Raw genomic sequence first — 24,689 nt, 5'->3', positions numbered from 1 at the left:
GGTTACTGGATCGCCACCTTCACGATGCCGGTGAGCGCGATCTGCGCGAGGGCGAGCGGGACGAGGGTCGTCCAGGCCAGCTTCTGCAGCTGGTCCTCGCGCAGGCGCGGGTAGGAGACCCGCAGCCAGATCACGACGAAGGCCAGGACGGCGGTCTTGAGCAGCGTCCACAGCCAGCCGAGGCCGTCGGCGCCGAAGGGGCCGTGCCAGCCGCCGAGGAAGAGGACGGTGGTCAGACCGCACAGGACGACGATGCCGGCGTACTCGGCGAGCAGGAACAGCGCGAAGCGCAGTCCCGTGTACTCGGTGTACGCGCCGAAGATGATCTCCGAGTCGGCGACGGGCATGTCGAACGGCGGGCGCTGCAGCTCGGCGAGGCCGGCCGTGAAGAACACCAGCGCGCCGACGATCTGCCACGGCACCCACCACCAGTGGAAGCCGTTCAGGATGCCGGGCAGCGACACGGTGCCGGCCGCCATCGCCACGGACGCGGCGGCGAGCAGCATCGGCAGCTCGTACGCGAGCAGCTGTGCGGCGGTACGGAGCGCGCCGAGCAGCGAGAACTTGTTCGCCGACGCCCAGCCGGCCATCAGGCTGCCGAGCACGCCGACGCCCATCACCGCGAGCACGAAGAAGATTCCCGCGTCGACCACCTGCCCGACCGCGCCCTCGCTCGGCCCGATCGGAATCGCCACGAGCACGAGGAGGTACGGCAGCAGCGCCACGGCCGGCGCGATCTTGAAGATCCGCCGGTCGGCGGCGGCCGGGACGATGTTCTCCTTCTGCGCGAACTTCACCCCGTCCGCGACCAGCTGCGCCCAGCCGTGGAACCCGCCCGCGTACATGGGCCCGAGCCGGCCCTGCATGTGGGCCATCACCTTGTGCTCGGTCTGCCCCACGACGAGCGGCAGCACGAGGAACGCCACGAACACGGCGATGAGCCGCAGGGCGACGTCCAGTACGTCGTTCACGCGGGATCGCCTCCGGCGGGGGGTTCGGGGGTGGTGGGGGGCTCGGACTCGGTGGCTTCCGCCGCGTCGGCCTCGCCGTCCGGCGCGGCCTCGGGCTCGGCGGCCTCGGGCGTCGCGGCGGACTTCGGCGCGGCGGCCTCGGGCTCGCCGTCCGGCTCAGCCTCGGGCTTCGCGGCCGACTCCGGCGCGGCCTCCTCGTCGAACGCCGGGCGCGCGTGGTGCCACGGGGCGTCCGCGCTGCGCGCGGGGGCGGGCGCGGGGCGCTGCTCCTCTGCGGCGGCCGCGCCGTCCCGCTGGCTCGCCGAACCCGCGCTCGCGCTGCGGCTGCGACGGGGGCCCGCCGGGGGCGTCTGCGGGGGCGCCGATGCCGGCTCGGCCGGAGTCTCGGCGGGCGCGGGGGTCTGCGTGCGCTGGCTGGCCGAGCCCGCGCTGACGCTCCGCGCGCGGCGCGGGCCCGCGGGGGGCGTCGGCGCGTCCGGGGCGGGCTCGGTGGCCGCGGGCGTCTCCGTTCGCTGGCTCGCCGAGCCCGCGCTCGCGCTGCGTGCCCTGCGCGCCGGTGCGCCCGGTGTCGCCTCCGGCGGCGTGGTCGTCTGGCCGGCCGAGCCGTCGGCGGCCGTGCGGGCGCGGCGGACCGGGCGGTCGCCGGCGGCGGCGCGGGCCGGGCGGGAGGGGGCCGGGGGGAGCTGGCCCTTGAGGGGGCCCCAGTCGTTGGGGTCGGGGACGCCCGGGGGGAGCATCTGGCGGCGCTTGGGGGCGGCCGGGTCATGGGACTCGCCCGGTTCCTTGGCGCCGGGCCAGGCCTTGGCGACGCGGGCGGCGAGGACGAAGTCCTTGCGGAGCGGGTGGCCCTCGAAGTTCTCGGGGAGGAGGAGGTGGACGAGGTGCGGGTGGTCGGTGAAGGTGACGCCGAACATCTCGTACGTCTCGCGCTCGTGCCAGGCCGCGCCCGCGTACACCGCGATCGCGGACGGCAGGGACGGCGCGGCGTGCGGGACCGTCGTGCGCAGGAGCAGGCGGCGGACGCCGCCCGGGCCCACCGACGCCACGTGCGCGCACACCCGGAAGCCGGTGCCCGGCTCGTCGACGGCGCTGAGCCAGTCGAAGTAGGTGAGGCCCAGCTTGTCGCGGGCGATTTCGAGCGCCGCGATCCAGGAGGCGGTGGGCACGTCGACCGTCAGCAGCTCGTACGCCCGCTCCGCGGTCGCCTCCTCGCCGAAGAGCTCGGTGACGGAGTCGGGGAGGGCGGCGTAGGCGTCGGCGAAGTAGTCGCTCATGCCTGGCCTCCGGGTGCGGGCGGGGCGACCAGCGGGCTCGTCAGCTGGGAGACGGAGGGGGCGCTGCCGTACCGCTCCGCCGTGTTCTCGCGCGCGATCTTCTCCTGGAGCTTGAGGATGCCCTGGAGCAGCGCCTCGGGCCGCGGCGGGCAGCCCGGCACGTAGACGTCGACGGGGATGATCTGGTCGACGCCCTTGGTCACGGAGTACGAGTCCCAGTAGGGGCCGCCGCAGTTCGAGCAGGCGCCGAAGGAGATGACGTACTTCGGCTCGGGCATCTGCTCGTAGAGCCGCTTGACCGCCGGTGCCATCTTGTCCGTCACCGTGCCGGAGACGATCATGAGGTCGGCCTGGCGCGGGCCGGGCGCGAAGGGGATCACGCCGAGGCGGATGAAGTCGTGGCGGGCCATCGACGCGGCGATGAACTCGATCGCGCAGCAGGCGAGGCCGAAGTTGAAGACCCACAGGCTGTAGCGGCGGCCCCAGTTGAGGACCACCTTCATGGGCTCCGGTGCCAGCCGGGCCAGCGGGCCGAGGGTGGGGGCCGGCAGCGGGGTGGGGTTCGGGGTCGGGGTCACGTCCATGTCAGGACGCCCTTCTTGTACGCGTAGAGCAGTCCCACGGCCAGGAAGCCGAGGAAGACGAACATCTCGACGAGGGTCGTCGCCCCGTATCCGGGCGCCGCGAAGACCGTCGCCCACGGGAAGAGGAAGATCGAGTCGACGGCGAAGATCACATAGAGGAAGGCGTACACGTAGTAGCGGACCTGGGTGTGGGCCCAGCCCTCCCCCACCGGGTCGACGCCGCACTCGTAGGTGAGGAGCTTCTCGGGGGTCGGCACGACGGGCCTGAGCAGCCGGTTCGCTCCGAACGCGACCGCGACGAAGAGCACGCCGACGACGGCGAGCAGTCCGACGACGGAATACGTCTCGAAGTAGTCCGCAGCCTGCTCCGTCACTCGCCCCGCCGCGACAACGGTCGGTTCCCGCACGTCCGCCCCTCGGTCTCGGTGTCTCATTCCTTTTTCTTTACGGACGCGAGTCTAGGCCCTGCTAAAGAGGCCGTAAGAAAGAGACCGGTGGGGTTATCCCCCCTGGGCTCCCGGCCACCTCCCCCATGGCGTGGCCGGGCCCCCGACCGGCAGTCTTGCCGTCATGAGCCACGACACCCAGGCGCCCCCCGCGGCCCCGCCCGCCAGACCGCCGGCGCGTTTCGCCTACCACCGGCACACCTGGAAGGAGATCGGGCACCTCCTGGCGAACCTGCCCTGCGCGATCGCCGGTTTCCTGTACGCGGTCGTGACGATCGCGCTCGGCGTGGGCCTGGCGGTGACGGCCGTCGGTCTGCCGCTGCTCGCGCTGGGGCTCGCCGGGGCGCGCGGGATGGGCCGGTCGGAGCGGGCGCGGGCGCGGCGGCTGCTCGGGGTGCAGGTGGACGAGCCGAGCCGGCTGCCGCACCGGGGCGGGTTCTTCGGCTGGCTGTGGGCGCAGCTGAAGGATCCGGTGGCGTGGCGGAGCCAGCTGTACGGGTTCGTGCGGCTGCCGTGGGGCGTGCTGACGTTCACGGTGACGCTGGTGTCGCTGTTGGTGCTGTGGCCGGTGCTGCCGTTCGTGGTGCGCGGTCTCGCCGCGGCCGACCGGGGCATGGTGCGCGGACTGCTCTCGCCGTCGGACGAGCTGGAGCGGCGGATCGCGGAGCTGGAGTCGGACCGGGGTGTGGTCGTGGACACGGCGGCGGCCGATCTGCGGCGGATCGAGCGCGATCTGCACGACGGCGCCCAGGCGCGTCTGGTGGCGCTGGCGATGGGTCTCGGTCTGGCGAAGGAGAAGCTGCTCGACGATCCGCGGGCCGCGGCGGCGATGGTCGACGAGGCGCACGGCGAGGTGAAGCTCGCGCTGCAGGAGCTGCGCGACCTGGCCCGCGGCATCCATCCGGCCGTCCTGACCGACCGCGGCCTGGACGCGGCGCTGTCGGCGGTGGCCGCGCGCTGCACGGTGCCGGTGAAGGTCTCGGTCGATCTGCCGGCCCGGCCCGCCGAGGCCATCGAGGGCATCGCCTACTTCACCGTCTCCGAGCTGCTGCAGAACGTCTCGAAGCACGCGCGGGCCCGTTCGGCGGCCGTGGAGGTGTGGCGGGAGGAGGAGCGGCTGATGCTCCAGGTCCGCGACGACGGCTCGGGCGGCGCGCGGCTGGACGGCGGCGGTACGGGTCTGGCCGGGCTCGCGGAGCGGCTCGGCGCGGTCGACGGGGTGTTCGTCGTGGACTCGCCGGAGGGCGGGCCGACCGTGGTCACGGCCGAGCTGCCGTGGCGGGACCGGGGCCCCGTACGGGCCGCGTAGGGACACCCCGTGCCGTACACGGGCCGGGCGTGCCACCCCTGGTCCCATAAGGGCCGGCCAGGGACACCCCCCGTCCCATAAGGGCCGGGCAGGGACACCCCCCGTCCCGTACAGGTGGGGAAAACCCCCGGTGCGAGACGCCGACCCGCCTCATGGCTGCGGACCCCGCCCTCCCGGGAGGGTGAACACATCACTCCGATCCCCCAGAAACGGACTCCCGATGGACGCAACCCCGATGGACGCGGCCCCGACGGCTGCCTTCCACCGTCTCCCCGCCGGGCTCCGCGCCCCGCTCGAAGGCCGCACCTGGCGCGCGTTCGGCTATGTCATGACCGGGCTGCCGATGGCCATCATGTCCTTCGTCGTCGCGGTCACCTTCGTCTCGGTGGGCGCCGGCCTGCTCGTCACCTTCCTCGGCGTCCCGGTCCTGGCCGCCGGCCTCTCCGTCTGCCGGGGCATCGGCGCGGTGGAGCGGGCGCGGGCGCGCGTGATGCTCGGTCTGGACGTGCGGGCGCCGGAGCCGGCCCGGGGCCGGACGGGCGGGGCGCTGCCGTGGATGGGCGCGACGCTGAAGAGCGGGGCGTCGTGGCGGCACCTGCTCTTCTGCCTGCTGCGCTTCCCGTGGGCGGTGTTCACGTTCTGCGTGACGCTGACGCTGTGGGTGACGAGCTGGAGCCTGCTGACGTATCCGCTGTGGTCGTGGGTCTTCCCGACGTACGTGGGCCAGGACGGCATCCAGCTGTACGGGGACGGGTCGGGGCGCGTGTACCTGGACACCCCGTACGAGCTGGCGCTCACGTCCGCGGTGGGTCTCCTGCTCGTGCTGCTCGGCCCGTGGGTGCTGCGCGGGCTGGTCACGGTGGACCGGGGGCTGGTGGTGGGGCTGCTCGGGCCGTCGCTGCTGGCCTCGCGGGTGACGGAGCTGGAGTCGGACCGGGGCGTGGTCGTGGACACGGCCGCCGCCGATCTGCGGCGGATCGAGCGCGATCTGCACGACGGCGCCCAGGCCCGGCTCGCGGCGCTGGCGATGGACCTGGGACTGGCGAAGGAGCGGATCGCGGACGACCCGCTGACGGCGGCGGCGATGGTCGACGAGGCGCACGGCGAGGTGAAGCTCGCGCTGCAGGAGCTGCGCGACCTGGCCCGCGACATCCACCCGGCCGTCCTGACCGACCGCGGCCTGGACGCGGCCCTCTCGGCGGTGGCCGCCCGCTGCGCGGTGCCGGTGTCGGTGTCGGTGGACCTGCCGGCCCGGCCGGCGGCGGCGATCGAGGGCATCGCCTACTTCACGGTCTCCGAGCTGCTGCGGAACGTCTCGCGGCACGCCGGGGCCGGGCGGGCCTGGGTGGAGGTGTGGCGGACGGAGGACCGGCTGATGCTCCAGGTGCGTGACGACGGCACGGGCGGCGCGGCCCCCGCGCAGGGGCATGCGCTGGCGGGGCTGATGGAGCGGATCGACGCGGTGGACGGCGTCCTCGCGGTGGACTCGCCGGCGGGCGGGCCGACGACGGTCACGGCCGAACTGCCCTGGCGCTCCTGACGTATCGCTCCCGCTGGTTGAACCTCTTCCACCCCCATGGCGTCCCTTCTCCTGCGATGCTGATGCTCGTTGCGATCAAGGGGAAGGGACGGACATGGGCGCGGACGCCGTGCGTGTGGTCATCGCCGAGGACTCGGTGCTGCTGCGGGAGGGTCTGACCCGGCTGCTCACCGACCTCGGGCACGAGGTGGTCGCCGGGGTCGGTGACGCCGAGGCCCTCCTCAAGACGGTGGACGGCCTCGCGGACGCGGGCGATCTGCCGGACGTGGTCGTGGCGGACGTGCGGATGCCGCCGACGCACACCGACGAGGGGGTGCGGGCGGCCGTGCGGCTGCGGAAGGACCATCCGGGGATCGGTGTGCTCGTCCTGTCCCAGTACGTGGAGGAGCGGTACGCCACCGAACTGCTGGCCGGTTCGAGCACGGGCGTCGGCTATCTGCTGAAGGACCGGGTGGCCGAGGTCCGGGAGTTCGTGGACGCGGTGGTCCGGGTGGCGCGGGGCGGCACGGCCCTCGACCCGGAGGTGGTGGCGCAGCTGCTGGGCCGGAGCCGGAAGCAGGACGTGCTCGCGGCGCTGACGCCGCGGGAGCGCGAGGTGCTCGGCCTGATGGCCGAGGGGCGTACGAATTCGGCCATCGCGAAGCAGCTGGTGGTGAGCGACGGCGCGGTGGAGAAGCACATCAGCAACATCTTCCTGAAGCTGGGGCTCTCGCCGAGTGACGGGGATCACCGCAGGGTGCTCGCCGTGCTGACCTATCTCAATTCCTGACGAGCTGCGACCATCGGGCAGACATACCTGACGATCCGTCAGGGGATGCCCGTACCGCACCACCCCGCTCCGTGACCAAGAATGTGCGGAGCGCGACACCCTGGTGGACCCGGGGGGCCGCAGAGAGCGACAATTGACAATAAACAGGCGTTATGGGCGTCTCAAAACGAGGTCCACGATGCGAGAAGTCCCGGGAAGGGCCCCCTTACGGTCGTAGGGTGGGCCACGGACGGCCGGTCGCCCGGTCGTCCACCGAGCCTTCTCCGCGGGTGAGCCTCGACGGAGAGACCCTGCCGCGAGGGAGGTCCAGTTCAGTGACCAGCCAGGTCAGTAGCGAGGCCGGTGAGGCCCTGGTCGGGGAGCAGCGCAGCGCCCCGGCGACGGCCGACCACGGTTCCGCGAAGGAAGTCCGCCGGCTCGACCGGGTGATCATCCGCTTCGCGGGTGACTCCGGCGACGGCATGCAGCTCACCGGTGACCGGTTCACCTCGGAGACGGCGTCCTTCGGGAACGACCTCTCCACGCTGCCGAACTTCCCCGCCGAGATCCGGGCACCCGCCGGCACGCTGCCGGGCGTGTCCTCGTTCCAGCTCCACTTCGCCGACCACGACATCCTGACCCCGGGCGACGCGCCGAACGTCCTGGTCGCGATGAACCCGGCCGCGCTGAAGGCCAACATCGGGGACGTGCCGCGCGGCGGCGAGATCATCGTCAACACCGACGAGTTCGCCAAGCGCGCCATGGCCAAGGTCGGGTACGAGACCTCCCCCCTGGAGGACGGCTCGCTGTCCGGCTACCGGGTCCACCCGGTGCCGCTGACCACCCTCACGGTGGAGGCCCTGAAGGACTTCGGCCTGTCCCGCAAGGAGGCCGAGCGCAGCAAGAACATGTTCGCGCTCGGACTGCTCTCCTGGATGTACCACCGGCCCACCGAGGGCACCGAGACCTTCCTGCGCCAGAAGTTCGCGAAGAAGCCCGAGATCGCCGAGGCGAACGTGGCCGCGTTCCGCGCCGGCTGGAACTTCGGCGAGACCACCGAGGACTTCGCCGTCTCCTACGAGGTGGCCCCGGCCACCCGCGCCTTCCCCACCGGCACGTACCGCAACATCTCCGGGAACCTGGCGCTGTCGTACGGCCTGATCGCCGCCGCCAAGCAGGCGGACCTGCCGCTCTACCTCGGCTCGTACCCGATCACCCCGGCCTCCGACATCCTGCACGAGCTGAGCAGGCACAAGAACTTCGGCGTGCGCACCTTCCAGGCCGAGGACGAGATCGCCGGCATCGGCGCCGCGCTCGGCGCGGCCTTCGGCGGCTCGCTCGCCGTGACGACCACGTCCGGCCCCGGAGTGGCGCTCAAGTCGGAGACCATCGGCCTCGCCGTCTCCCTCGAACTGCCGCTGCTCGTCGTCGACATCCAGCGCGGCGGCCCGTCGACCGGTCTGCCCACCAAGACCGAGCAGGCCGACCTCCTCCAGGCCATGTACGGGCGCAACGGCGAGGCCCCGGTGCCGATCGTGGCGCCGAGGACGCCGGCCGACTGCTTCACGGCGGCGCTCGACGCGGCCCGGATCGCGCTCACCTACCGCACCCCGGTCCTCCTGCTCTCCGACGGCTACCTGGCCAACGGCTCCGAGCCCTGGCGGATCCCGGAGACCGACGAACTCCCGGACCTGACCACGACGTTCGCCACCGGCCCGAACCACACGCTGGACGACGGCACCGAGGTCTTCTGGCCGTACAAGCGCGACCCGGAGACCCTGGCCCGCCCCTGGGCGCTGCCCGGCACCCCCGGCCTCGAACACCGCATCGGCGGCATCGAGAAGCAGGACGGCACCGGCAACATCAGCTACGACCCGGCCAACCACGACTTCATGGTCCGCACCCGGCAGGCCAAGATCGACGGCATCGAGGTGCCCGACATCGAGGTCGACGACCCGGACGGCGCCGACACGCTGGTGCTCGGCTGGGGCTCCACCTACGGGCCGATCACCGCCGCCGTGCGCCGGCTGCGCCGCGCCGGCCGCCCCATCGCCCAGGCCCACCTGCGCCACCTCAACCCCTTCCCGAAGAACCTCGGCGAGGTCCTCAAGGCGTACGAGAAGGTCGTCGTCCCCGAGATGAACCTGGGCCAGCTCGCCATGCTCGTCCGGGCCAGGTACCTCGTCGACGCCCGCAGCCACAACCAGGTCAACGGAATGCCGTTCAAGGCCGAGCAGCTCGCCGCGGCCCTCAAGGAGGTCATCGATGAGTGAGTCGGCTGCTACCACGGAGTCGGCCGGATCCACGGAGTCCCTGCTGCAGCTGGTCCCCAAGGCGGAGGCCAAGCAGTCGATGAAGGACTTCAAGTCCGACCAGGAGGTCCGCTGGTGCCCCGGCTGCGGCGACTACGCCGTGCTCGCCGCCGTCCAGGGCTTCATGCCCGAACTCGGCCTGGCGAAGGAGAACATCGTCTTCGTCTCCGGCATCGGCTGCTCCTCCCGCTTCCCGTACTACATGAACACCTACGGGATGCACTCCATCCACGGCCGCGCCCCGGCCATCGCCACCGGCCTGGCGACCTCCCGCCGCGACCTGTCGGTGTGGGTCGTCACCGGTGACGGCGACGCGCTGTCCATCGGCGGCAACCACCTCATCCACGCGCTGCGCCGCAACGTCAACCTGAAGATCCTGCTCTTCAACAACCGGATCTACGGTCTGACCAAGGGCCAGTACAGCCCCACCTCCGAGCTCGGCAAGATCACCAAGTCGACCCCGATGGGCTCCCTCGACGCCCCCTTCAACCCGGTGTCGCTCGCGCTCGGCGCGGAGGCGTCCTTCGTCGCCCGGACGGTGGACTCCGACCGCAAGCACCTCACCGAGGTGCTGCGCCAGGCCGCCGACCACAACGGCACGGCGCTGGTGGAGATCTACCAGAACTGCAACATCTTCAACGACGGCGCCTTCGAGGTCCTCAAGGACAACGAGCAGGCCAAGGAGGCCGTCATCCGCCTGGAGCACGGCCGGCCGATCCGCTTCGGCGCCGACCAGGACAAGGGTGTCGTCCGCGACCCGGCCACCGGCGACCTGAAGGTCGTCACGGTGACCCCGGACAACGAGTCCGCGATCCTCGTCCACGACGCCCACGCGGCCTCCCCGACGACCGCGTTCGCGATCTCACGGCTCGCCGACCCGGACACGCTGCACCAGACGCCGATCGGTGTCTTCCGGTCGGTGGAGCGGCCGGTGTACGACACGCTGATGGCGGAGCAGCTGGAGAAGGCCGTGGAACAGCAGGGCAAGGGCGACCTGGCGCAGCTGCTGACGGGCAAGGACACCTGGACGGTCGTCGGCTGACACCGGCCGGGCCGGCGACCGCCCGCGCGGTCAGTCGCGCTTCGCTGCCTCGGCGAACGGGCCGAGGCAGCGGGGCCTTCCGGACCTGATCTGCCAGAGGGTCAGTCCTTCGAGCTGGGCCGCCGAGCTCTCGTCGCCCCTCGCGTTGTAGGCCCTGGCCACGCCGCGGAACTGCTTGCCGTCATTCGTGAGGAGGTTGGAGATCGCCGCGCTCGGGTCCACCGCGTTCCTCTTGGTGGCGGTGCGCAGCGTCTGCACCATCCAGTACAGGGCGTCGTACGACTCCACGGCGAACCGGTCGACCGGGTCCGCGGCCGCGAGCCGCCAGCGCTTGCGGTAGGCGGCCGCGAACTCCTTCGCGGCCGGCACGGTGTCGGGATCGGTGTAGCCGGTCCCGAAGTACCAGCCCTCGGCGGCCGGGCCGGCCACGGCGAGGAACTCCGGCCCGAACGCGGGCTCGACGCTGCCGCACGGACCCCGGTAGCCCTGCTGCCGCAGCGCCTTGGCGCACAGCGCGGCGCGGCGCGGCGACTTCCCCACGTACATCACGCCGGTCGGGGTGCCGGCGAGGGCGGCCCGGACGGCCGTGGCGAAGTCCTCGCTGTCCGCGGCGACCTGCTGCACGGTGACCGTCCCGCCGGCGGGCGGCGAGTTCTTCATGCTCCGGGCGGCGAGCCAGCTGTAGGCGCCGGCCGCCCGGTCCTCGATGACGGCGGTGCGGCCCAGACGGTGCTCGCTGAGGTAGCGGCCGAAGGGCACGATCATCACGTCGGGGACGGGCCGCAGTTGGAAGTACGTGCGCATGTCCGGCGTCTGGCCCCGGATCACCCCGTCCGGGACCGACGCCACCACGCTCAGCATCGGCACCTTCCGGTCGACGAGCACGTCCGCCGCCGCGAGGGCCGTCTCGGTGGTCGTCGGGCCGAGCACGGCGACCAGGGACGGCACCTGGAGGAGGGCGCGGGCCCCGGCGGCGGCCCGCTTGGCGTCTCCGCCGTCGTCGAGGATCTTGAGCACCAGGTCGAAGGGCCGGTCCGCGCGGGCGTTGAAGGTCTCCATGGCGAGGCGAAGGCCGCGCTCCTGGGCGCGCCCGTCCGCCTGGCCGGGGCCGCTGAGGTCGGTGAGCACGCCGAGCGTGTACGAGGTTCTCACCGCCCCGCCGCCGGTGCCGCCGCCCGATCCGCCGGCCGCGCCGCGGCCGACCAGCCAGGCCGTGAGGCCACCGGCCGAGGCGACGGCTCCGGCCGCGCCGAGGACCAGGAAGCGGCGGCGTGACGTCCCTTTCTCTTCCTCGGGGTTGAGCATGGTCGGGTCGGCGACGGGCAGGTCCAGGACCCGCGAGGAGCGCTGGGCGATCAGCGCGGGCAGGCCCGGCGGCAGCCAGTCGCCCGCCGCCGGGCCCTCGTGCGGGCCGAGCGCGTCCCGCACCTCGGCGGCGGTGGGCCGGTCGGCGGCGTCCTTGGCGAGGCAGGCCGTGACGAGCGGCCGCAGCGGTTCGGGCAGGCCGTCGAGGTCGGGCTCCTCGTGGACGGTGCGGTAGACGACGGCGGCCACCGCGCCCGTACCGAAGGGGCGTTGCCCGGTCAGCGCGTACGCGAGGACGCAGCCGAGCGAGAAGACGTCGGCGGCCGGGCCGACCTCGCCCGCGCCCGCGATCCGGGCCTGTTCGGGGGCGAGGAAGCCGGGCGTGCCGATCATCGCGTCGGTGGCGGTGAGCGCGGTGGCGCCGCTGACCCGGGCGATGCCGAAGTCGATGAGCCGGGGCCCGTCGAGCGCGAGGAGGACGTTGCCGGGCTTGACGTCGCGGTGGACGAGCCCGGCCGCGTGCATGCCGTCGAGGGCGGCGGCGAGCCGGGCGCCCAGGGCGCGGACGGTGGGCTCGGGCAGTGCGCCGTGCAGGGCGACGGCCTCGGCGAGCGAGGGCCCGGGCACGTACTCGGTGGCCAGCCACGGTTCGCGGGCCTCCGGGTCGGCGCCGAGCACGCGGACCACCCAGCGGCCGGTGATCCGCTCGGCGGCGGCCGCCTCGCGGCGGAAGCGGGCCCGGAAGCCGGGGTCGGCGGCGTGCTCGGCGCGGATCAGCTTGAGCGCGGCGAGCGCGCCGCCGGCGGAGCGGGCGAGGTAGACCACGCCCATGCCGCCGGTGCCGAGCCGCCCGAGGAGGCGGTAGCCGTCGATGACGGAGGGGTCGGCCTTCTTGAGCGGCTGCACCGTCAGCTCTTCCCGGACTTCTTGTTGGCGGGCTCGGGGGGCGCGGAGCCGAGGAGCTTGTACGCCCCCTTCTGCACGCCGTAGAGGAAGGTGCCGACGCCGCGCAGGTCGCCGCGCTCGTTGAACTCGTACCCGCCCATGGCTCCGGTGTACTTCTGCTTGCGCAGGGCGTCCCACAGGCCCTTGCGGGTGAGCGGGCCGCGGGCGGCGCTGGTGGCGAGCCAGGTGGTGACCAGTTCGACGACGTCGAAGGACTCACCGGTGTAGAAGGCCGGTGCGGTGCCGTAGCGCTTGCGGTGGGCGTCGAGGAAGTCCTGGGTGAGCTTGCGGTCGGCGGGCTTCTGCTTCGGGTCGGCGGCCCGCTGGACCGGGTCGATGACGGGCGCGCAGACGAACCAGCCCTCGGCGGCGCTGCCGGCCTCCTTCAGGAACCGGTTCCCGAAGACGTGCTGGCCGGTGAACCGGGGCCCGGTGAAGCCGAGTTCGGTCAGGGCGCGGGCGGCGAGCACGGCCGTGGAGCGGACGCCGTTGTGGATGTACGCGTCGATGCCCGCGTCGATCATCTCGCCGATGATCCTTCGGTAGTCGGTGGCCCGGGCGGGCACCACCCGGAAGTGCGGCTTGATGCCGGCCTGCTTGAAGCCGAAGCGGACGCCGCCGGTGTACTGCCAGCTGTACTGGTCGTCGGTGCGTTCCTCCAGGACACCGGGCCGCCGGATCTGCGGCAGCAGGGTGGCGGACCAGGCGAGGAAGGTACCGGCCATGATGTGGTTCGGGATGGCGCGGAGCACGGTGGTGTTCGGCGGTCCGGCCACGTCGCGCAGGGTGAGCAGGTTGTACCCCGCGGAGGTGGTGAGGAGCGGCACGCCGGCCTCCTCGAAGGCGGGCAGCGCGGCGATGCCGGTGTCGTCGGAGGTGGGGCCGAGGACGGCGATCACGGACGGGTCGGTGGTGAGCCGGCGGGCGGCGGCGAGGGCGCCGGTGCGGTCGCCGCGGTCGTCGGAGACCTTGAGTTCGAGGGTGAAGGGCCTGCCCTTGTGCACGGCGTTGAACTTCTCGACGGCGAGCCGGGCACCGCGCTCCTGGGCCCGGCCGATCTCCTGGGCGGGTCCGGAGAGGTCGGCGAGGACGCCGATGGCCCAGGTCTTCCGGGCCGCCGGCGCGGGGTGCTTGCCGTCGCCGGCGTCGCGCCGATTGAGCAGGGCGTAGGCGCCGCCGCCGGCCGCGAGCACGGCGGCACCGGCGCCGGCCAGCAGGAAGCCGCGTCTGCTGGGCTTGGCGGGGGCGTCCGGGGCCGTGCCGGGCGCGGTCGGGTCGATGTCGGGGAGCGCCAGCATGGCCGCCGAGCGGGCGGCGATCGTGGCGACGACGGGTGCGGGCAGCCAGTCGGCCGGGGCTCCGGGGGTGTCCTCGGTGAGCCGGCCGACGATCTCCTCGGCGGTGGGGCGCGCGGCCGGTTCCTTCGCGAGGCACTCCCGTACGAGGTCGAGCAGCGGCTCCGGTACGCCGGCGAGGTCGGGCTCGTCGTGCACCGTCCGGTAGAGCAGCGCGTCCAGGGCGCCGGTGCCGAACGGCGGGCGGCCGGTGGCCGCGAAGGCGAGCAGGCAGCCCAGGGCGAAGACGTCGGCCGCCGGGCCGATCTCGGCGGCGCGGGCCTCGGCCTGCTCGGGGGCGAGGAAGCCGGGGGTGCCGACGACCATGTCGGCCGAGGTGAGCCCGGTCTCTCCGGTCACGCGGGCGATGCCGAAGTCGATGAGCCGGGGGCCGTCGGCGGCGAGCAGGATGTTGCCGGGCTTGACGTCCCGGTGGACGAGCCCGGCCGCGTGCACGGCGGCGAGCGCCCGGGCGACGGCGCCGCCGAGGATCCGTACGCTCCGCTCGGGCAGCGGCCCGTGCTCGCGGACCGCCTCGCCGAGGGACGGTCCCGGCACGAAGGCGGTGGCCATCCACGGCTCGGGGGCGTCGGGGTCGGCGCCGGTCACGGGCACGGCCCAGGGGCTGGCGACCCGGCGCGCGAGCTCGACCTCGCGGCGGAAGCGGGCCCGGAAGTCGGCCTGGTCGGCCTGCTCGGCATGGGTGACCTTGACGGCGGCGAGCTCGCCGGTGCCGGTGCGTCCGAGGTAGACGACGCCCATGCCGCCGGCGCCGAGGCGGCCGAGGAGCCGGTAGCCGGCGATGGCGGACGGGTCGGAGGGGAGGAGCGGCTGGAGCGCGCCGGGGTCGTGCGGCGTTCCCGGAGCGGGCTGGGCCATCGGGCTCACGACTGGGCTCCCAACTGCTTCTTGAGGCGGTCCTGCATGATGACGGCGGCCCGGACCTGGGCGGCGTTGGTCTCCGCCTCGGTGTAGCCGGGGGCGCCCTTGACGACGGCGGCGACGGTGACCTGCGCGGTGCGGGTCTGGAACCAGCTGTAGAACTGCGGGCCCTTGAAGGCGTCGTTGAGGTACGAGCCGCGCTCGATGAGCGAGTCGGTGGTGGTGTTGTTGCCGCCGGTGCCGTAGGGCGTGCCGAGGGACATCAGGCCGGTGATGCGTTCGCCCTCGCGCAGCTGCTGGTCGGGGCAGCGCAGCGCCTCCTCCAGGGTCTCGGCCATCTCCCAGTCGGCGTCGGACTCGGCGCCGTGGACGGTGACGGTGGCGGCGACGCGCAGCGGTCCCTTGCCGCCGGAGGCCGGGATCTCGCTGTAGGCGGTGACGCTGTAGAGGACGGAGCGCGGCAGGGTGCCGGCCTCCCACTCGCAGCTCGTGTCGAGGACCGGCCAGGAGCCCGGTTCGCTGACGTACGGGCTGCGCTTGACGTACTCGGGCCCCCAGTCGTCCGGCCCGGCCACGACCGCGAGGGCGAGGCGCTGCGCGGCGGCCTCGGTGCGCGGCACCCGTTTCGGGTCCGGGGTGAAGTCGGGGCCGGTCGGCGCGGCCGTCGCGGACGGGGTGCCGGACGCGGCCGTCCCGCTGCTCGTGGGTGTGCTCCGGGGCGGTTTCCCGTCCCCTCCGCCGCCGCCCGAAGAGCAGCCCGTAGCGAGTAACGCGCCCGCCGCCACGACGGCAGCGGTGCGCAGCACTCTTCCGTACGCGTCCACCATGTTTCCCCCACGGTCTCTCGCACGATCCCCCAGCCGGTGAAGGAGATCGTACGGCTCCGTGGATCAACTGGGCGGCGCTACAACCTCATTGGGACGCTCCGCGCACCGCGTCGTAACGCTCCCGGGCCTCTTCCACGGCGTCGATGCTGCTCGCGGTCCACCGGGCGAGCTCCGAGACCCGGCCGGCGGCCTCGGCGCCGAGCGCGGTGAGGCTGTAGTCGACGCGGGGCGGGATGACGGGCCGGGCGGCGCGGTGGACGAAGCCGTCGCGCTCCAGGGTCTGCAGGGTCTGCGTGAGCATCTTCTCGCTGACGCCGCCGATGGCGCGGCGCAGCTCGCTGAAGCGGTACGAGCGCTCGCTCAGCGCGATCAGGATCAGCACGCCCCAGCGACTGGTGACGTGCTCAAGGACGCGGCGCTCGGGGCACATGGCGTCGACCATGATGTGCTCACTTACTCCCATGCCAGTACCTTACTTCAAAGTGGGTACTTACGAAAGGTTAGTGCCCATCGTACGGTGAGTGGAGACCGCATCACCCGACTCCTCGCACCCCTGGGAGAACCCATGAGCATCGTCGTCACCGGGGCCACCGGCCTGCTCGGCCGCCTCGTGATCACCGAGCTGCTGCACCGCGTCCCCGCCTCCTCCGTCGTCGCCGTCGTCCGCGACAAGGCCAAGGCCGCCGACCTGGCCGAGCGCGGGATCGAGCTGCGCGTCGCCGACTACGACGAGCCGGAGACGCTGGCGGGCCCCTTCGGCGCGGGCGACCGGGTGCTGCTGATCTCCGGGAGCGAGGTCGGGCGGCGGGTGCCGCAGCACGCCGCCGTGGTGAGCGCCGCGAAGGCCGCGGGCGTCGCCCAGCTCGCGTACACCGGCATCCTCGGCGGGCCCGAGGCCGACTTCCTGCTGGCCGATGAGCACCGGGCCACCGAGCGGGCGATCCTCGACTCGGGCCTGCCCCACACCTTCCTGCGCAACGGCTGGTACACCGAGAACTACACCGCCAACCTCGCGCCCGTCCTCGCCCACGGCGCCGTCGTCGGCAACGCCGGCGAGGGCCGGATCGCCTCGGCCGCGCGCGCCGACTACGCGGCCGCGGCCGCCGCCGTGCTGACCGGCCCGCTGGAGGAGCACCTGGGCCGGGCGTACGAGCTGAGCGGTGACGTGTCGTGGTCCCTCGCCGAGTACGCGGCCGAGGTGGCCCGGCAGACCGGCCGGGAGATCGCGTACACGGAGGTGCCCGCCGCGGCCCACCTGGAGATCCTCGTCGGCGCCGGGGTGCCGCAGCCGTTCGCCGAGATCCTGGTCGACGTGGACGCGGCGATCGCGCGGGGCGCGCTGGCGGCGCGCGGCGACGACCTGTCGCGGCTGATCGGCCGCCCGACGACGCCGCTCGCGGAGACGGTCGCGGCCGCCCTGGCCACGTCGTGACCCGCCTCCGCTCCCGCCCCTCCTCCCGCCTTCTTGATCCGTAAGGACCGTATGGCGATACGGGCATGACAGCCGGCCCTGTGCGGCGCTACCTTCGACAAGGTTCAACAAAAATGCGCGGCGCAGGGCCGACAGGGCGGGAGGTCCAGTGGAGACGAAGAACGAGGGACGGGCAGGACTGCTCTACGGGATCGGCGCCTACGGCATGTGGGGTCTGGTCCCGCTCTTCTGGCCGCTGGTCAAGCCGGCCGGAGCCGTCGAGATCCTGGCCCACCGGATGGTCTGGTCGCTCGTCGTCGTCGGCCTCGCGCTGCTCGCGGTGCGCCGCTGGGACTGGCTGCGCGAGCTCGTGCGCAGCCCGCGCAAGCTCGCGCTGATCACCGTGGCCGCTGCCGTGATCAGCGTCAACTGGGGCCTCTACATCTGGTCCGTGAACAACGGCCGGGTCGTGGAGTCCTCGCTCGGCTACTTCATCAACCCGCTCGTCACCATCGCCCTCGGCGTCCTCGTCCTCAAGGAGCGGCTGCGCCCGGCGCAGTGGGTCGCGGTCGGCGTCGGCTTCGCGGCGGTCGTCGTGCTCGCGGTCGGCGCCGGCCGGCCGCCGTGGATCTCGCTCACCCTCGCCTTCTCCTTCGCGACGTACGGCCTGGTGAAGAAGCAGGTGAACCTCGGCGGCCTGGAATCGCTCGCCGCCGAGACCGCCGTGCAGTTCCTGCCCGCGCTCGGCTATCTGCTGTGGCTCGGCTCCCGGGACTCGCTCGCCTTCGGGCAGCACGGCACCGGCCATGCGCTGCTGCTCGCCTCGACCGGTCTGGTGACGGCGGTCCCGCTGGTCTGCTTCGGCGCGGCGGCGATCCGCGTGCCGCTGTCGACGCTGGGCCTGCTGCAGTACCTGGCGCCGGTCTTCCAGTTCCTGCTCGGCGTCTTCTACTTCCACGAGGCGATGCCGCCGGAGCGCTGGGCCGGCTTCTCGCTGGTGTGGCTGGCGCTGACCGTCCTGACCTGGGACGCGCTGCGGACGGCGCGGCGCAGCCGGGCCGCCATGGAAGCGGCGAGGACGGCGGCGGCGACGACCGCCCCGGACGCGGCCCCGCTCTCCACCCCGTCGGCACAGCCCAGCAGCTGACCCTCCCGGCGCGGACCTGTGGCTGACCGCGCCGGCCGGGCCCGCGGGCTACGCCCCGAGCAGGTCGTGCTCGCGGATCAGCCAGCACACGGCCGTCAGGCGCAGGGTGGCGAAGTCGTGGCCGACCGGCTCCACCCAGTCGACCTCGGTGAGCCGGTCGGTGAAGCCGAGCACGTAGTCGGCGAGTTCCTCGCGGCCGACGGTCCGGGCCCGCGGCAGGGCCTGCGGGCCTCGCTGGACGGGGATGAGGGCGTCGCACACGGCGGCCGCGTGCTGGTCGACGGCGGCCACCAGCCCCGGCTCGAAGGCGAACTCCGAGAGCCGGGGCATGTACGTGGCGGCGATGCCGGCCAGAGGGCTGCCGGGCGAATCGTTCATCCCTCCACATTAGGCGCGTATCGCCGCGCCGAGGCCGTGACGTCGGTCGCAGGCCGGCCCGGCCCCGGTGGCGCCTGGCGCCCACTCCGGGGCGCCGCCGAGTGCCATCGGGCGCCGCCACATGCCCTCGGATGCCGTCGGGTGCGATCAGAGTGACGAGCGAGGGCGGTGCGGCGCACTATAAAAGTCGCATGACCGCACTTCACTGGAAGCTCGTCATCGACTGCGCCGACCCGCACGCACAGGCCGCCTTCTGGGCCGCGGCGCTCGACTACCACCGCGAGGACCACGGCCCGCTCGTCACCCGCCTCCTCGCCGCCGGCGCCGTGCCCGCCGAGGCCACCGTCACCGTCGACGGCCGTCCCGCCTGGCGCGACCTGGCCGCCGTCCGCCACCCGGACGAGCCCTTCGACCCGGCGTCGGACACCGGCCTCGGCCGCCGCGTCCTCTTCCAGCGCGTCCCGGAGCCGAAGACCGGCAAGAACCGCCTCCACCTCGACCTGCACCCGGCCCCGGGCACGCGGGAGAAGGAGGTGGCGCGCCTGGAGGTCCTGGGCGCGACGGTGCTGCGGGAGGTGGCGGAGCCGGGCGGTTCGTGGACGGTGATGCGGGACCCGGAGGGCAACGAGTTCTGCGTGCACTGACCCGGTACGCCCTGGTCACGCCCTGACCACGCCCCTGGTCACGCCTTGTGCAGCCACTCCTCGTACCAGGCGCGGAAGTCCCGGTGCGCCGGCACGAAGCCGGCCCAGTCCGGGTCGAGCTGCCAGATCTCGCCGGCGTGCGGCCCGTTGAGGACGAGGCGTACGTACATCCCGCAGCCCTGCTCGGCGAGCATGAGCGTGCCGGGCGTGAGCGCCTCGGCCGGGGTGCGCAGGAGGCCGGGCAGCGGCCCGGCGAGCGCGAAGGGCGCGGCGAGCCGTCCGGGCAGCCGGTCCTCGCGCCACTCGTGGTCGACGGCCCACTCGTCGTCCTCGTCGTCCGTCTCGGCCTCGGGCCGGGGCACGGCCAGCGGCATCAGTCCGTGGTCGGGCCCCGCCGGGCCGTCGCCGACCTCGGCGACGAACGCCCGGTACGCGGCCGGCAGGACGATGCCGTGCGCCGCCTCGAAGCGGCGGATCTCCGTCTCGGGCAGCGGCGGCCGCATCCCGTACCGGTGCGTGTCCGCGCCGAAGCGCGCGCACCGCGGGTCGAGCTCCGCGAGCGCCCGCACCCGCTCGCGCACCCGCGCCCCGTCCCAGAGGGTCACGGCCGGGCCGTGGCGCGTACGCCGGCGATCCGGCCCAGCTCGTCGAACTCGACCTCGGCCGCCGAGCCGTCCGGCAGTTCGGCGACGATCCGGCCGTCGGCCGCGGTCTCCCACGGAGCGCCGTGGTGGTCGAAGTAGCCGGTCACGACCTCGCGCGGGGCGTGGCCGATGAGGCTCGCGCCGTCGATGAGGTGGCGCGGCAGGGTGATCGGGTCGAGGGCGGGCCGGGGCACCCGGGGGTCGTCGGGGAGGAAGTACACCTGGCTGCCGGGGCCGGCCGGGACGCCGATGTAGCCGGGGGCGTCGGCGACGCCCATGCCGACGAAGGCGAGCAGCTCGGCGGCGTGGCGCGGGTCGGCGAGGCCGGAGAGGTCGAGCACGGGCAGGGTGAGTTCGGGGATGCCGTACACCCGCCCGTACCGCGCGAGCGCGCCGGTCAGCGCGACCACCTCGGTGCCCTGGAGCCCCGGGTGAGCCCAGCCCCACATCCACGTCAGCTCGTCCGTGTCGAACGAGCCGAGGAGTCCGACCCGCAGCTCCACCTCGCCCTGCGGCCCGCCCTGCTGGTAGCGGCACGTCTCCAGGTCGGCCGCCCACGAGCCCTCGGGCAGGAAGGAGGTCAGGGCCCGCAGCTGGGCCGCGCCCCAGGCGGCGTGCCGCTCGGCCTCCAGGAAGAATGCGTCGCTGAATAGGGTGAACTCGTTCGCCATGCAGCGACCCTAGCGCCGCACCTCGAACTGGAAGCAGCCGTATTCCACGGCCCTGACGTGCACGAGCGCGACCGCCGGGTCCGCGAAGGCCTCCGCGAACGCCCGGTCGAAGCCCTCGGTCGGCTCGGCGGGGATCTCCAGGAGCCGCCCGCCGACGATCCGGCCGCGGGCGTCGTAGCGCCGCAGGGTGCGCAGTGCGCCGGGCCGGTCGAAGGGATACGAGGCGGAGCCCGCGGCCGGGCCCTCGCACGCCTCCGCGTGGATGAAGACGGGCCCCTGCTCGTCGTACGCCCCGGGCTCGGCGCCCGTCTCGCCCGCCCAGCGCCGCAGCGGCGCGTAGGACACGAGCGCGATCCGCTCCCCGGGCGCGACGGGCCGCAGGCAGCAGCGCAGCGGGCTGCCGACGCCGGTGTCGTCGGTGGCGGTGTAGGGGACGCAGGGCCGGCCGGCGTCGTCCGTGGCGCGGAGCTGGGCGAGGGTGGCGGGCGGGATGGGCAGCGGGGTGAACGTGGTCGTCATGGCTCCAGCGTCACGAAGTCGCGCCGCTCCCGCTGGCGGATTTCGGACCCGGCCCTCCACCGGGCCTTCCGTCGACCGTTCCACCGGACATGGCGTGCCGCCCCGGCCGGCCGGTTCCGGCGCGGTCGGGGCGGCGGTGTGTCACCGTCTAGCGGCGGCTCACCTCAGGTGCCGGGTGAAGAACCGGGCTCCGGCGTCGAGTTCGTACTGCGGGACGCCCTTGTGCCCGCCCATGTTGGCGTGCAGCGTCTTCTCCTTGGAGCCGAAGGCGTCGAAGAGGTCCAGGGCCGCCTGCCGGTCGTTGCCCTCGTCGTCCCACTGGAGCAGGACGTGCAGCGGGAGGGTGAGTTGCCGGGCCGCCTCGAACATGGCGGCGGGGACGAAGCTGCCGGCGAAGAGGCCGGCGGCCGCGATGCGCGGCTCGGAGAGGGCCAGTTGGATGCCGATGGAGATCACGCCTCCCTCGTAGCCGACGGGGCCGCCGATCCCGGGCTGTTCGAGGAGGGCGTCCAGGGTGGCCCGCCACTCCGGGACCGCCGCCTCGACCAGCGGGAGGACGAGGGCGTCGACGAGCGCTTCGCCGACCGGTTCGCCGGCGTCGAGCGCGCGGCGCATGTCGGCGCGGGCCTGCTCGATGGCGGGCAGCGGCGGCCGCTCGCCGAAGCCGGGGAGTTCGATGGTGGCGGAGGCGAAGCCGTACTTCGCCGCGTAGTAGCGCGCCCGGACGGCGAGGCGCGGGTACACCTGGCGCACGGCGAGCGGCGGCGGGCAGATGAGGATCAGCGGCGCCGGGGCGGACGCGAAAGCGGTTCCGGGCGCGGATGCGGGGGCGGGTTCGGGCGTCCAGAGGAGGCCGGGGATGTCGCCGAGGGTGAACGCACGCTCGGTGACGCCTTCGTCGAAACGCTGCTCAGATGTGAAGTTCAAGGTCGTGCCTTTCGGGAATGCGCGTGAAACGGCGCTCCCTGACGACGACCTATCGCCCGACCGTGACCCGGGAGGGGAGCACCCATGACGAAACTGCGATCACGGGAACCACCTCCTTTGTCAGTTGCACGGCTCCTCGAAAGGTAGCAGCGCCCCGCCGTGCCACGCCAGGGCTTTTTCCCGGCCTTCGCAGCGGCGGCACCCGACCGGAGCGGGCACAGGATGTCGGGTGCGGCAGGCTTGCTCCTTCCTAGCGTGGTGATCGAAAGGGAAGGGGGCCGGAGTTGCTGGATCGGCTGAACCAGGCCATGGAGCACATCGAGGGTCACCTCGACGGGCACGTCGACGTGTCGGCGCTGGCCCGGATCACGGTCACGTCGGAGTACCACTTCCGGCGGCTGTTCTCGTCGCTGGCGGGGATGCCGCTGTCGGAGTACGTACGGCGCCGGCGGCTCACCGTCGCGGGCGCCGACGTACTGGCCGGGGAGCCGACGCTGCTGGAGATCGCCGTGCGCTACGGCTACGCCTCGGGCGAGGCGTTCGCCCGGGCGTTCCGTGCCGTGCACGGTGTCGGCCCGGGCGAGGCCCGGCGCACCGGCGCGGCGCTGAACTCGCAGCCCCGGCTGTCCTTCCGCCTCACCGTCGAAGGGAACAGCACCATGCGCTACCGCATCGTGGAGAAGGAAGCATTCCGTGTCGTCGGCAGGAAGGCGCGCGTCCCGCTGATCTACGAGGGCGTCAACCCGCACATCGCCGAGCACATCCGGAGCATCCCACCGGAGACGATGCTGCGGATCGCCGCCTTCTCGGACCAGGACCCGGAGGGCGTCGTCTCGGTGACCGTGCGCCTGCCGGACGGCGTCTCGGACGACCTCCGGGACGGCATCGAGGAGGGCAGCGACCTCGACTACTACCAGGCCGTGGTCACCTCGACCGCCGCCGGCGAGCTGCCCGGGGACCTCGACGTCCTCGACTGCCCGGCGGGCACCTGGGCGGTGTTCGAGAACACCGGGCCGTTCCCGCAGGCGCTGCAGCGGATGTGGGGCGACATCGCCGCCCAGTGGATCCCGTCCAATCCGTACGAGTACCGCCCGGGCCCGGAGATCCTGCGCACCCGTCCGTCGAAGGACGATCCGGCGCACTCCGACGCGCAGTTGTGGTTCCCGGTGACCCGCACCAGGGGCTGAGCCACGTGGGTCCACGACCGCCACGCGGTCGTGGACCCCGCGCCGTCGCACCCGCGGCCTCATGCGGGCTGCGGGACGGACGTCGCCGGAGCGGCCGCGGACCTGCGGGTCTCGCGCATGATCAGCAGGCCGTTGCCCAGCATGAGCGTCGCGGTCAGGCAGTGGACGCCGAGCGCGGTGGCCACGGAGCCGTGATGGGCCAGCACGTTGGCCATGTCTCCGTACGCGGCCAGTGCCTCCACCATCAGGGTCCAGCCCAGCGCCCGCCGCTGGCCCGTCACCAGCAGGACGCCCAGGACCAGGGCCATGACGACGTCGCGGATTCCCTTCACGACGAGGAAGCCGCCGCCGTCGCCGGACGGCCAGCTCGGCAGGCCGTAGCCGGGTGCCGGAATCTCCGGGCTCAGGATGTACTCCGTCCCGAACCAGAGGATGAAGAGGACGAAGGCGGCGGCCAGGACGGTGTTGATCTTCTTCAGCGACACGGATCTTCTCCTTGCGGTCTTCGTGGAGCCGGCGGGCGTCAGACGAGGGCGGTGACGAGGAGGGCGAAGGCGGCGATGATCACGGCGACGCGGACGTAGTGGTAGCGGTCCCAGCGGTTCATCTGCTCCTTCCAGTCGGCGGGCCGGTTCTCCGGGGTCCACGTCTTGCCCTGGTTGTTGATCGGGACGAGCAGCAGCAGCGACATGACCACGCTGAGGATCAGCAGCCCGGCGGCGGTGACGACGAGTCCGGTGCCGGGGCGGTCCCACGCGGCGACGGCCCAGATCGCGCTCAGGACGAGCGAGCCGATGTACCAGAAGGGCATCAGGGCGCCGAGCATCCGGCCGCCGTGGGAGCGGGCCTGCTGGTTGCTGTCCTCGGGAAGGGCGCTGAAGATCGGGTTCATGACAAAGGCGACGGCGAATTCGACGCCCACCATCAGGCCGACGAGCACGGTGGTGACGACCTCAAGTGCGTTGAGCATGGCAACCCCTCCGGGGATCTAGCGCTGCTAGCCGATGAGGCAACGCTAGTACTGCTGCCGCTCGATTGTCTAGCAGTGCTAGAATTCCGCTATGTCGGTACAGGAACGCAAGCAGCGCGAACGGGCGGACCGCGAACGCCTCATCGTGGCGACGGCCCGCGAACTCGCCGAGCAGCAGGGCTGGGACGCGGTCACCACCCGCCGGCTCGCCGAGCGCATCGAGTACAGCCAGCCCGTCCTCTACAGCCACTTCCGCGGCAAGCGCGAGATCATCGGCGCCGTCGCCCTGGAGGGCTCCACCGAGCTGGCCGCGGCGCTACGGGCCGCGACGTCCGCCGCGGACGGCCCCCGCGCCCGGGTCGCCGCCCTCGCCCGCGCCTACCTCGCCTTCGCCGAGGCCAACCCGGCCGTCTACGACGCGATCTTCCAGCTCGACGGCGGCCTGGCCTTCGCCCACGAGGACACGCCCGCGCCCCTGAAGGACGCCTTCGCCGCGCTCCTCGAAACCCTCGACGAGGTCGCCGGGGACGACGTCCACCCGGGCCTGTTCACCGAGACGTTCTGGGCGGCCCTGCACGGCCTGGCCACCCTGACCCGCGCGGGCCGGCTGCCGCCGGAGCACACCGAGTGGCGGGTGGAGCTACTGGTGGACCGGCTCGCCGCGGTCTGATC

25 protein-coding genes are annotated in these 24,689 nt (G+C 73.2%); 10 read left to right on the top strand and 15 right to left on the bottom strand.

Annotated elements, in window-relative coordinates; genetic code table 11:
- Positions 1–2: 2 nt before the first annotated feature.
- From ACFYU9_RS12490 to ACFYU9_RS12475, 4 genes are read right to left on the bottom strand one after another with little or no spacing between them, the layout of a single operon-like run.
- The gene (locus ACFYU9_RS12490) at positions 3–971 is read right to left on the bottom strand and encodes an NADH-quinone oxidoreductase subunit H (RefSeq protein WP_389204854.1); all 969 of its coding nucleotides are present in this window, start codon (positions 969–971) and stop codon (positions 3–5) included.
- Entirely contained in the window at positions 968–2,245 is a 1,278-nt protein-coding gene (locus tag ACFYU9_RS12485; RefSeq protein ID WP_389344512.1) for an NADH-quinone oxidoreductase subunit C, read from the bottom strand. Before ACFYU9_RS12485 ends, ACFYU9_RS12490 begins: the two co-directional genes overlap by 4 nt.
- Complete coding sequence (locus tag ACFYU9_RS12480) at positions 2,242–2,829, bottom strand: NADH-quinone oxidoreductase subunit B (protein ID WP_389204856.1); 588 nt, start codon at positions 2,827–2,829, stop codon at positions 2,242–2,244. The genes ACFYU9_RS12485 and ACFYU9_RS12480 overlap by 4 nt, the downstream gene beginning before the upstream one ends.
- The gene (locus ACFYU9_RS12475; protein WP_389204857.1) at positions 2,820–3,263 is read right to left on the bottom strand and encodes an NADH-quinone oxidoreductase subunit A; all 444 of its coding nucleotides are present in this window, start codon (positions 3,261–3,263) and stop codon (positions 2,820–2,822) included. Before ACFYU9_RS12475 ends, ACFYU9_RS12480 begins: the two co-directional genes overlap by 10 nt.
- A 136-nt stretch (positions 3,264–3,399) precedes the next feature.
- Between ACFYU9_RS12475 and ACFYU9_RS12470 the strand changes: the two genes are divergently transcribed.
- The 5 genes from ACFYU9_RS12470 to ACFYU9_RS12450 all read left to right on the top strand — a co-directional run bounded on the left by ACFYU9_RS12470 (position 3,400) and on the right by ACFYU9_RS12450 (position 10,226).
- A complete protein-coding gene (locus ACFYU9_RS12470; RefSeq protein WP_389344510.1) occupies positions 3,400–4,584 on the top strand; it encodes a sensor histidine kinase in 1,185 nt (394 codons plus the stop codon).
- 220 nt (positions 4,585–4,804) lie between these two features.
- Positions 4,805–6,124 carry a sensor histidine kinase gene (locus tag ACFYU9_RS12465; protein ID WP_389204859.1) on the top strand — a complete coding sequence of 440 codons (1,320 nt, stop codon included), beginning with the start codon at positions 4,805–4,807 and terminating at the stop codon, positions 6,122–6,124.
- 109 nt (positions 6,125–6,233) lie between these two features.
- A complete protein-coding gene (locus ACFYU9_RS12460) occupies positions 6,234–6,893 on the top strand; it encodes a LuxR C-terminal-related transcriptional regulator (RefSeq protein ID WP_389205287.1) in 660 nt (219 codons plus the stop codon).
- A 314-nt stretch (positions 6,894–7,207) separates the two neighbouring features.
- Positions 7,208–9,145, top strand: coding sequence for a 2-oxoacid:acceptor oxidoreductase subunit alpha (locus ACFYU9_RS12455; RefSeq protein ID WP_389204860.1), 1,938 nt, complete (start codon positions 7,208–7,210; stop codon positions 9,143–9,145).
- Positions 9,138–10,226 (top strand): 2-oxoacid:ferredoxin oxidoreductase subunit beta, encoded by a 1,089-nt coding sequence (locus tag ACFYU9_RS12450; protein ID WP_389204861.1) that lies wholly within the window; start codon positions 9,138–9,140, stop codon positions 10,224–10,226. The genes ACFYU9_RS12455 and ACFYU9_RS12450 overlap by 8 nt, the downstream gene beginning before the upstream one ends.
- 30 nt (positions 10,227–10,256) lie before the next feature.
- Here ACFYU9_RS12450 and ACFYU9_RS12445 read toward each other — a convergent pair whose 3' ends face one another.
- The 4 genes from ACFYU9_RS12445 to ACFYU9_RS12430 form a co-directional block, all read right to left on the bottom strand.
- Positions 10,257–12,437 (bottom strand): bifunctional serine/threonine-protein kinase/ABC transporter substrate-binding protein, encoded by a 2,181-nt coding sequence (locus tag ACFYU9_RS12445; protein ID WP_389344509.1) that lies wholly within the window; start codon positions 12,435–12,437, stop codon positions 10,257–10,259.
- Positions 12,438–12,439: 2 nt separating this feature from the next.
- Positions 12,440–14,689, bottom strand: a complete 2,250-nt coding sequence (locus tag ACFYU9_RS12440; RefSeq protein ID WP_389344754.1) for a bifunctional serine/threonine-protein kinase/ABC transporter substrate-binding protein — start codon at positions 14,687–14,689, stop codon at positions 12,440–12,442.
- Between the two features lie 5 nt (positions 14,690–14,694).
- A complete protein-coding gene (locus ACFYU9_RS12435) occupies positions 14,695–15,312 on the bottom strand; it encodes a hypothetical protein (protein ID WP_389344507.1) in 618 nt (205 codons plus the stop codon).
- A gap of 292 nt (positions 15,313–15,604) precedes the next feature.
- Positions 15,605–15,982: a winged helix-turn-helix transcriptional regulator gene (locus ACFYU9_RS12430; RefSeq protein ID WP_389204864.1), complete on the bottom strand. Its 378-nt coding sequence runs from the start codon at positions 15,980–15,982 to the stop codon at positions 15,605–15,607.
- A 102-nt stretch (positions 15,983–16,084) separates the two neighbouring features.
- Here ACFYU9_RS12430 and ACFYU9_RS12425 point away from each other — a divergent pair, with 102 nt between their 5' ends.
- Positions 16,085–16,951 carry an NAD(P)H-binding protein gene (locus ACFYU9_RS12425; RefSeq protein WP_389344505.1) on the top strand — a complete coding sequence of 289 codons (867 nt, stop codon included), beginning with the start codon at positions 16,085–16,087 and terminating at the stop codon, positions 16,949–16,951.
- A gap of 205 nt (positions 16,952–17,156) precedes the next feature.
- A complete protein-coding gene (rarD, locus tag ACFYU9_RS12420; RefSeq protein WP_389205289.1) occupies positions 17,157–18,077 on the top strand; it encodes an EamA family transporter RarD in 921 nt (306 codons plus the stop codon).
- Positions 18,078–18,125: 48 nt separating this feature from the next.
- Here the strand turns inward: rarD and ACFYU9_RS12415 are convergent, their stop codons facing one another.
- On the bottom strand, positions 18,126–18,455 hold the full coding sequence (locus tag ACFYU9_RS12415; protein ID WP_389204867.1) for a DUF6401 family natural product biosynthesis protein: 330 nt from the start codon (positions 18,453–18,455) through the stop codon (positions 18,126–18,128).
- A gap of 191 nt (positions 18,456–18,646) precedes the next feature.
- Here ACFYU9_RS12415 and ACFYU9_RS12410 point away from each other — a divergent pair, with 191 nt between their 5' ends.
- Positions 18,647–19,099 carry a VOC family protein gene (locus ACFYU9_RS12410; RefSeq protein WP_389204868.1) on the top strand — a complete coding sequence of 151 codons (453 nt, stop codon included), beginning with the start codon at positions 18,647–18,649 and terminating at the stop codon, positions 19,097–19,099.
- 38 nt (positions 19,100–19,137) lie between these two features.
- Here ACFYU9_RS12410 and ACFYU9_RS12405 read toward each other — a convergent pair whose 3' ends face one another.
- The 4 genes from ACFYU9_RS12405 to ACFYU9_RS12390 all read right to left on the bottom strand — a co-directional run bounded on the left by ACFYU9_RS12405 (position 19,138) and on the right by ACFYU9_RS12390 (position 21,860).
- Positions 19,138–19,704 carry an SMI1/KNR4 family protein gene (locus tag ACFYU9_RS12405; protein ID WP_389344503.1) on the bottom strand — a complete coding sequence of 189 codons (567 nt, stop codon included), beginning with the start codon at positions 19,702–19,704 and terminating at the stop codon, positions 19,138–19,140.
- On the bottom strand, positions 19,701–20,414 hold the full coding sequence (locus ACFYU9_RS12400; protein ID WP_389344501.1) for a DUF6882 domain-containing protein: 714 nt from the start codon (positions 20,412–20,414) through the stop codon (positions 19,701–19,703). Before ACFYU9_RS12400 ends, ACFYU9_RS12405 begins: the two co-directional genes overlap by 4 nt.
- Before the next feature lie 9 nt (positions 20,415–20,423).
- Positions 20,424–20,933: a DUF1203 domain-containing protein gene (locus ACFYU9_RS12395; RefSeq protein ID WP_389204871.1), complete on the bottom strand. Its 510-nt coding sequence runs from the start codon at positions 20,931–20,933 to the stop codon at positions 20,424–20,426.
- A gap of 159 nt (positions 20,934–21,092) precedes the next feature.
- The gene (locus ACFYU9_RS12390; RefSeq protein ID WP_389204872.1) at positions 21,093–21,860 is read right to left on the bottom strand and encodes an alpha/beta hydrolase; all 768 of its coding nucleotides are present in this window, start codon (positions 21,858–21,860) and stop codon (positions 21,093–21,095) included.
- A 284-nt stretch (positions 21,861–22,144) separates the two neighbouring features.
- On the opposite strand from ACFYU9_RS12390, the gene ACFYU9_RS12385 reads away from it, so the two are divergent.
- Positions 22,145–23,047 (top strand): helix-turn-helix domain-containing protein, encoded by a 903-nt coding sequence (locus tag ACFYU9_RS12385; protein WP_389344499.1) that lies wholly within the window; start codon positions 22,145–22,147, stop codon positions 23,045–23,047.
- 59 nt (positions 23,048–23,106) lie between these two features.
- Here ACFYU9_RS12385 and ACFYU9_RS12380 read toward each other — a convergent pair whose 3' ends face one another.
- Both ACFYU9_RS12380 and ACFYU9_RS12375 read right to left on the bottom strand, forming a co-directional pair.
- Positions 23,107–23,532 (bottom strand): DUF4267 domain-containing protein, encoded by a 426-nt coding sequence (locus ACFYU9_RS12380; RefSeq protein WP_389344497.1) that lies wholly within the window; start codon positions 23,530–23,532, stop codon positions 23,107–23,109.
- Between the two features lie 38 nt (positions 23,533–23,570).
- On the bottom strand, positions 23,571–24,017 hold the full coding sequence (locus tag ACFYU9_RS12375) for an anthrone oxygenase family protein (RefSeq protein WP_389204875.1): 447 nt from the start codon (positions 24,015–24,017) through the stop codon (positions 23,571–23,573).
- Positions 24,018–24,108: 91 nt separating this feature from the next.
- On the opposite strand from ACFYU9_RS12375, the gene ACFYU9_RS12370 reads away from it, so the two are divergent.
- Positions 24,109–24,687 (top strand): TetR/AcrR family transcriptional regulator, encoded by a 579-nt coding sequence (locus ACFYU9_RS12370; protein ID WP_389204876.1) that lies wholly within the window; start codon positions 24,109–24,111, stop codon positions 24,685–24,687.
- The last annotated feature ends 2 nt before the right edge of the window (positions 24,688–24,689 follow it).

It is taken from the genome of Streptomyces sp. NPDC004327, from assembly GCF_042873935.1.
Classification (GTDB): domain Bacteria; phylum Actinomycetota; class Actinomycetes; order Streptomycetales; family Streptomycetaceae; genus Streptomyces.
This window is presented reverse-complemented; position numbering and strand designations above follow the sequence as displayed.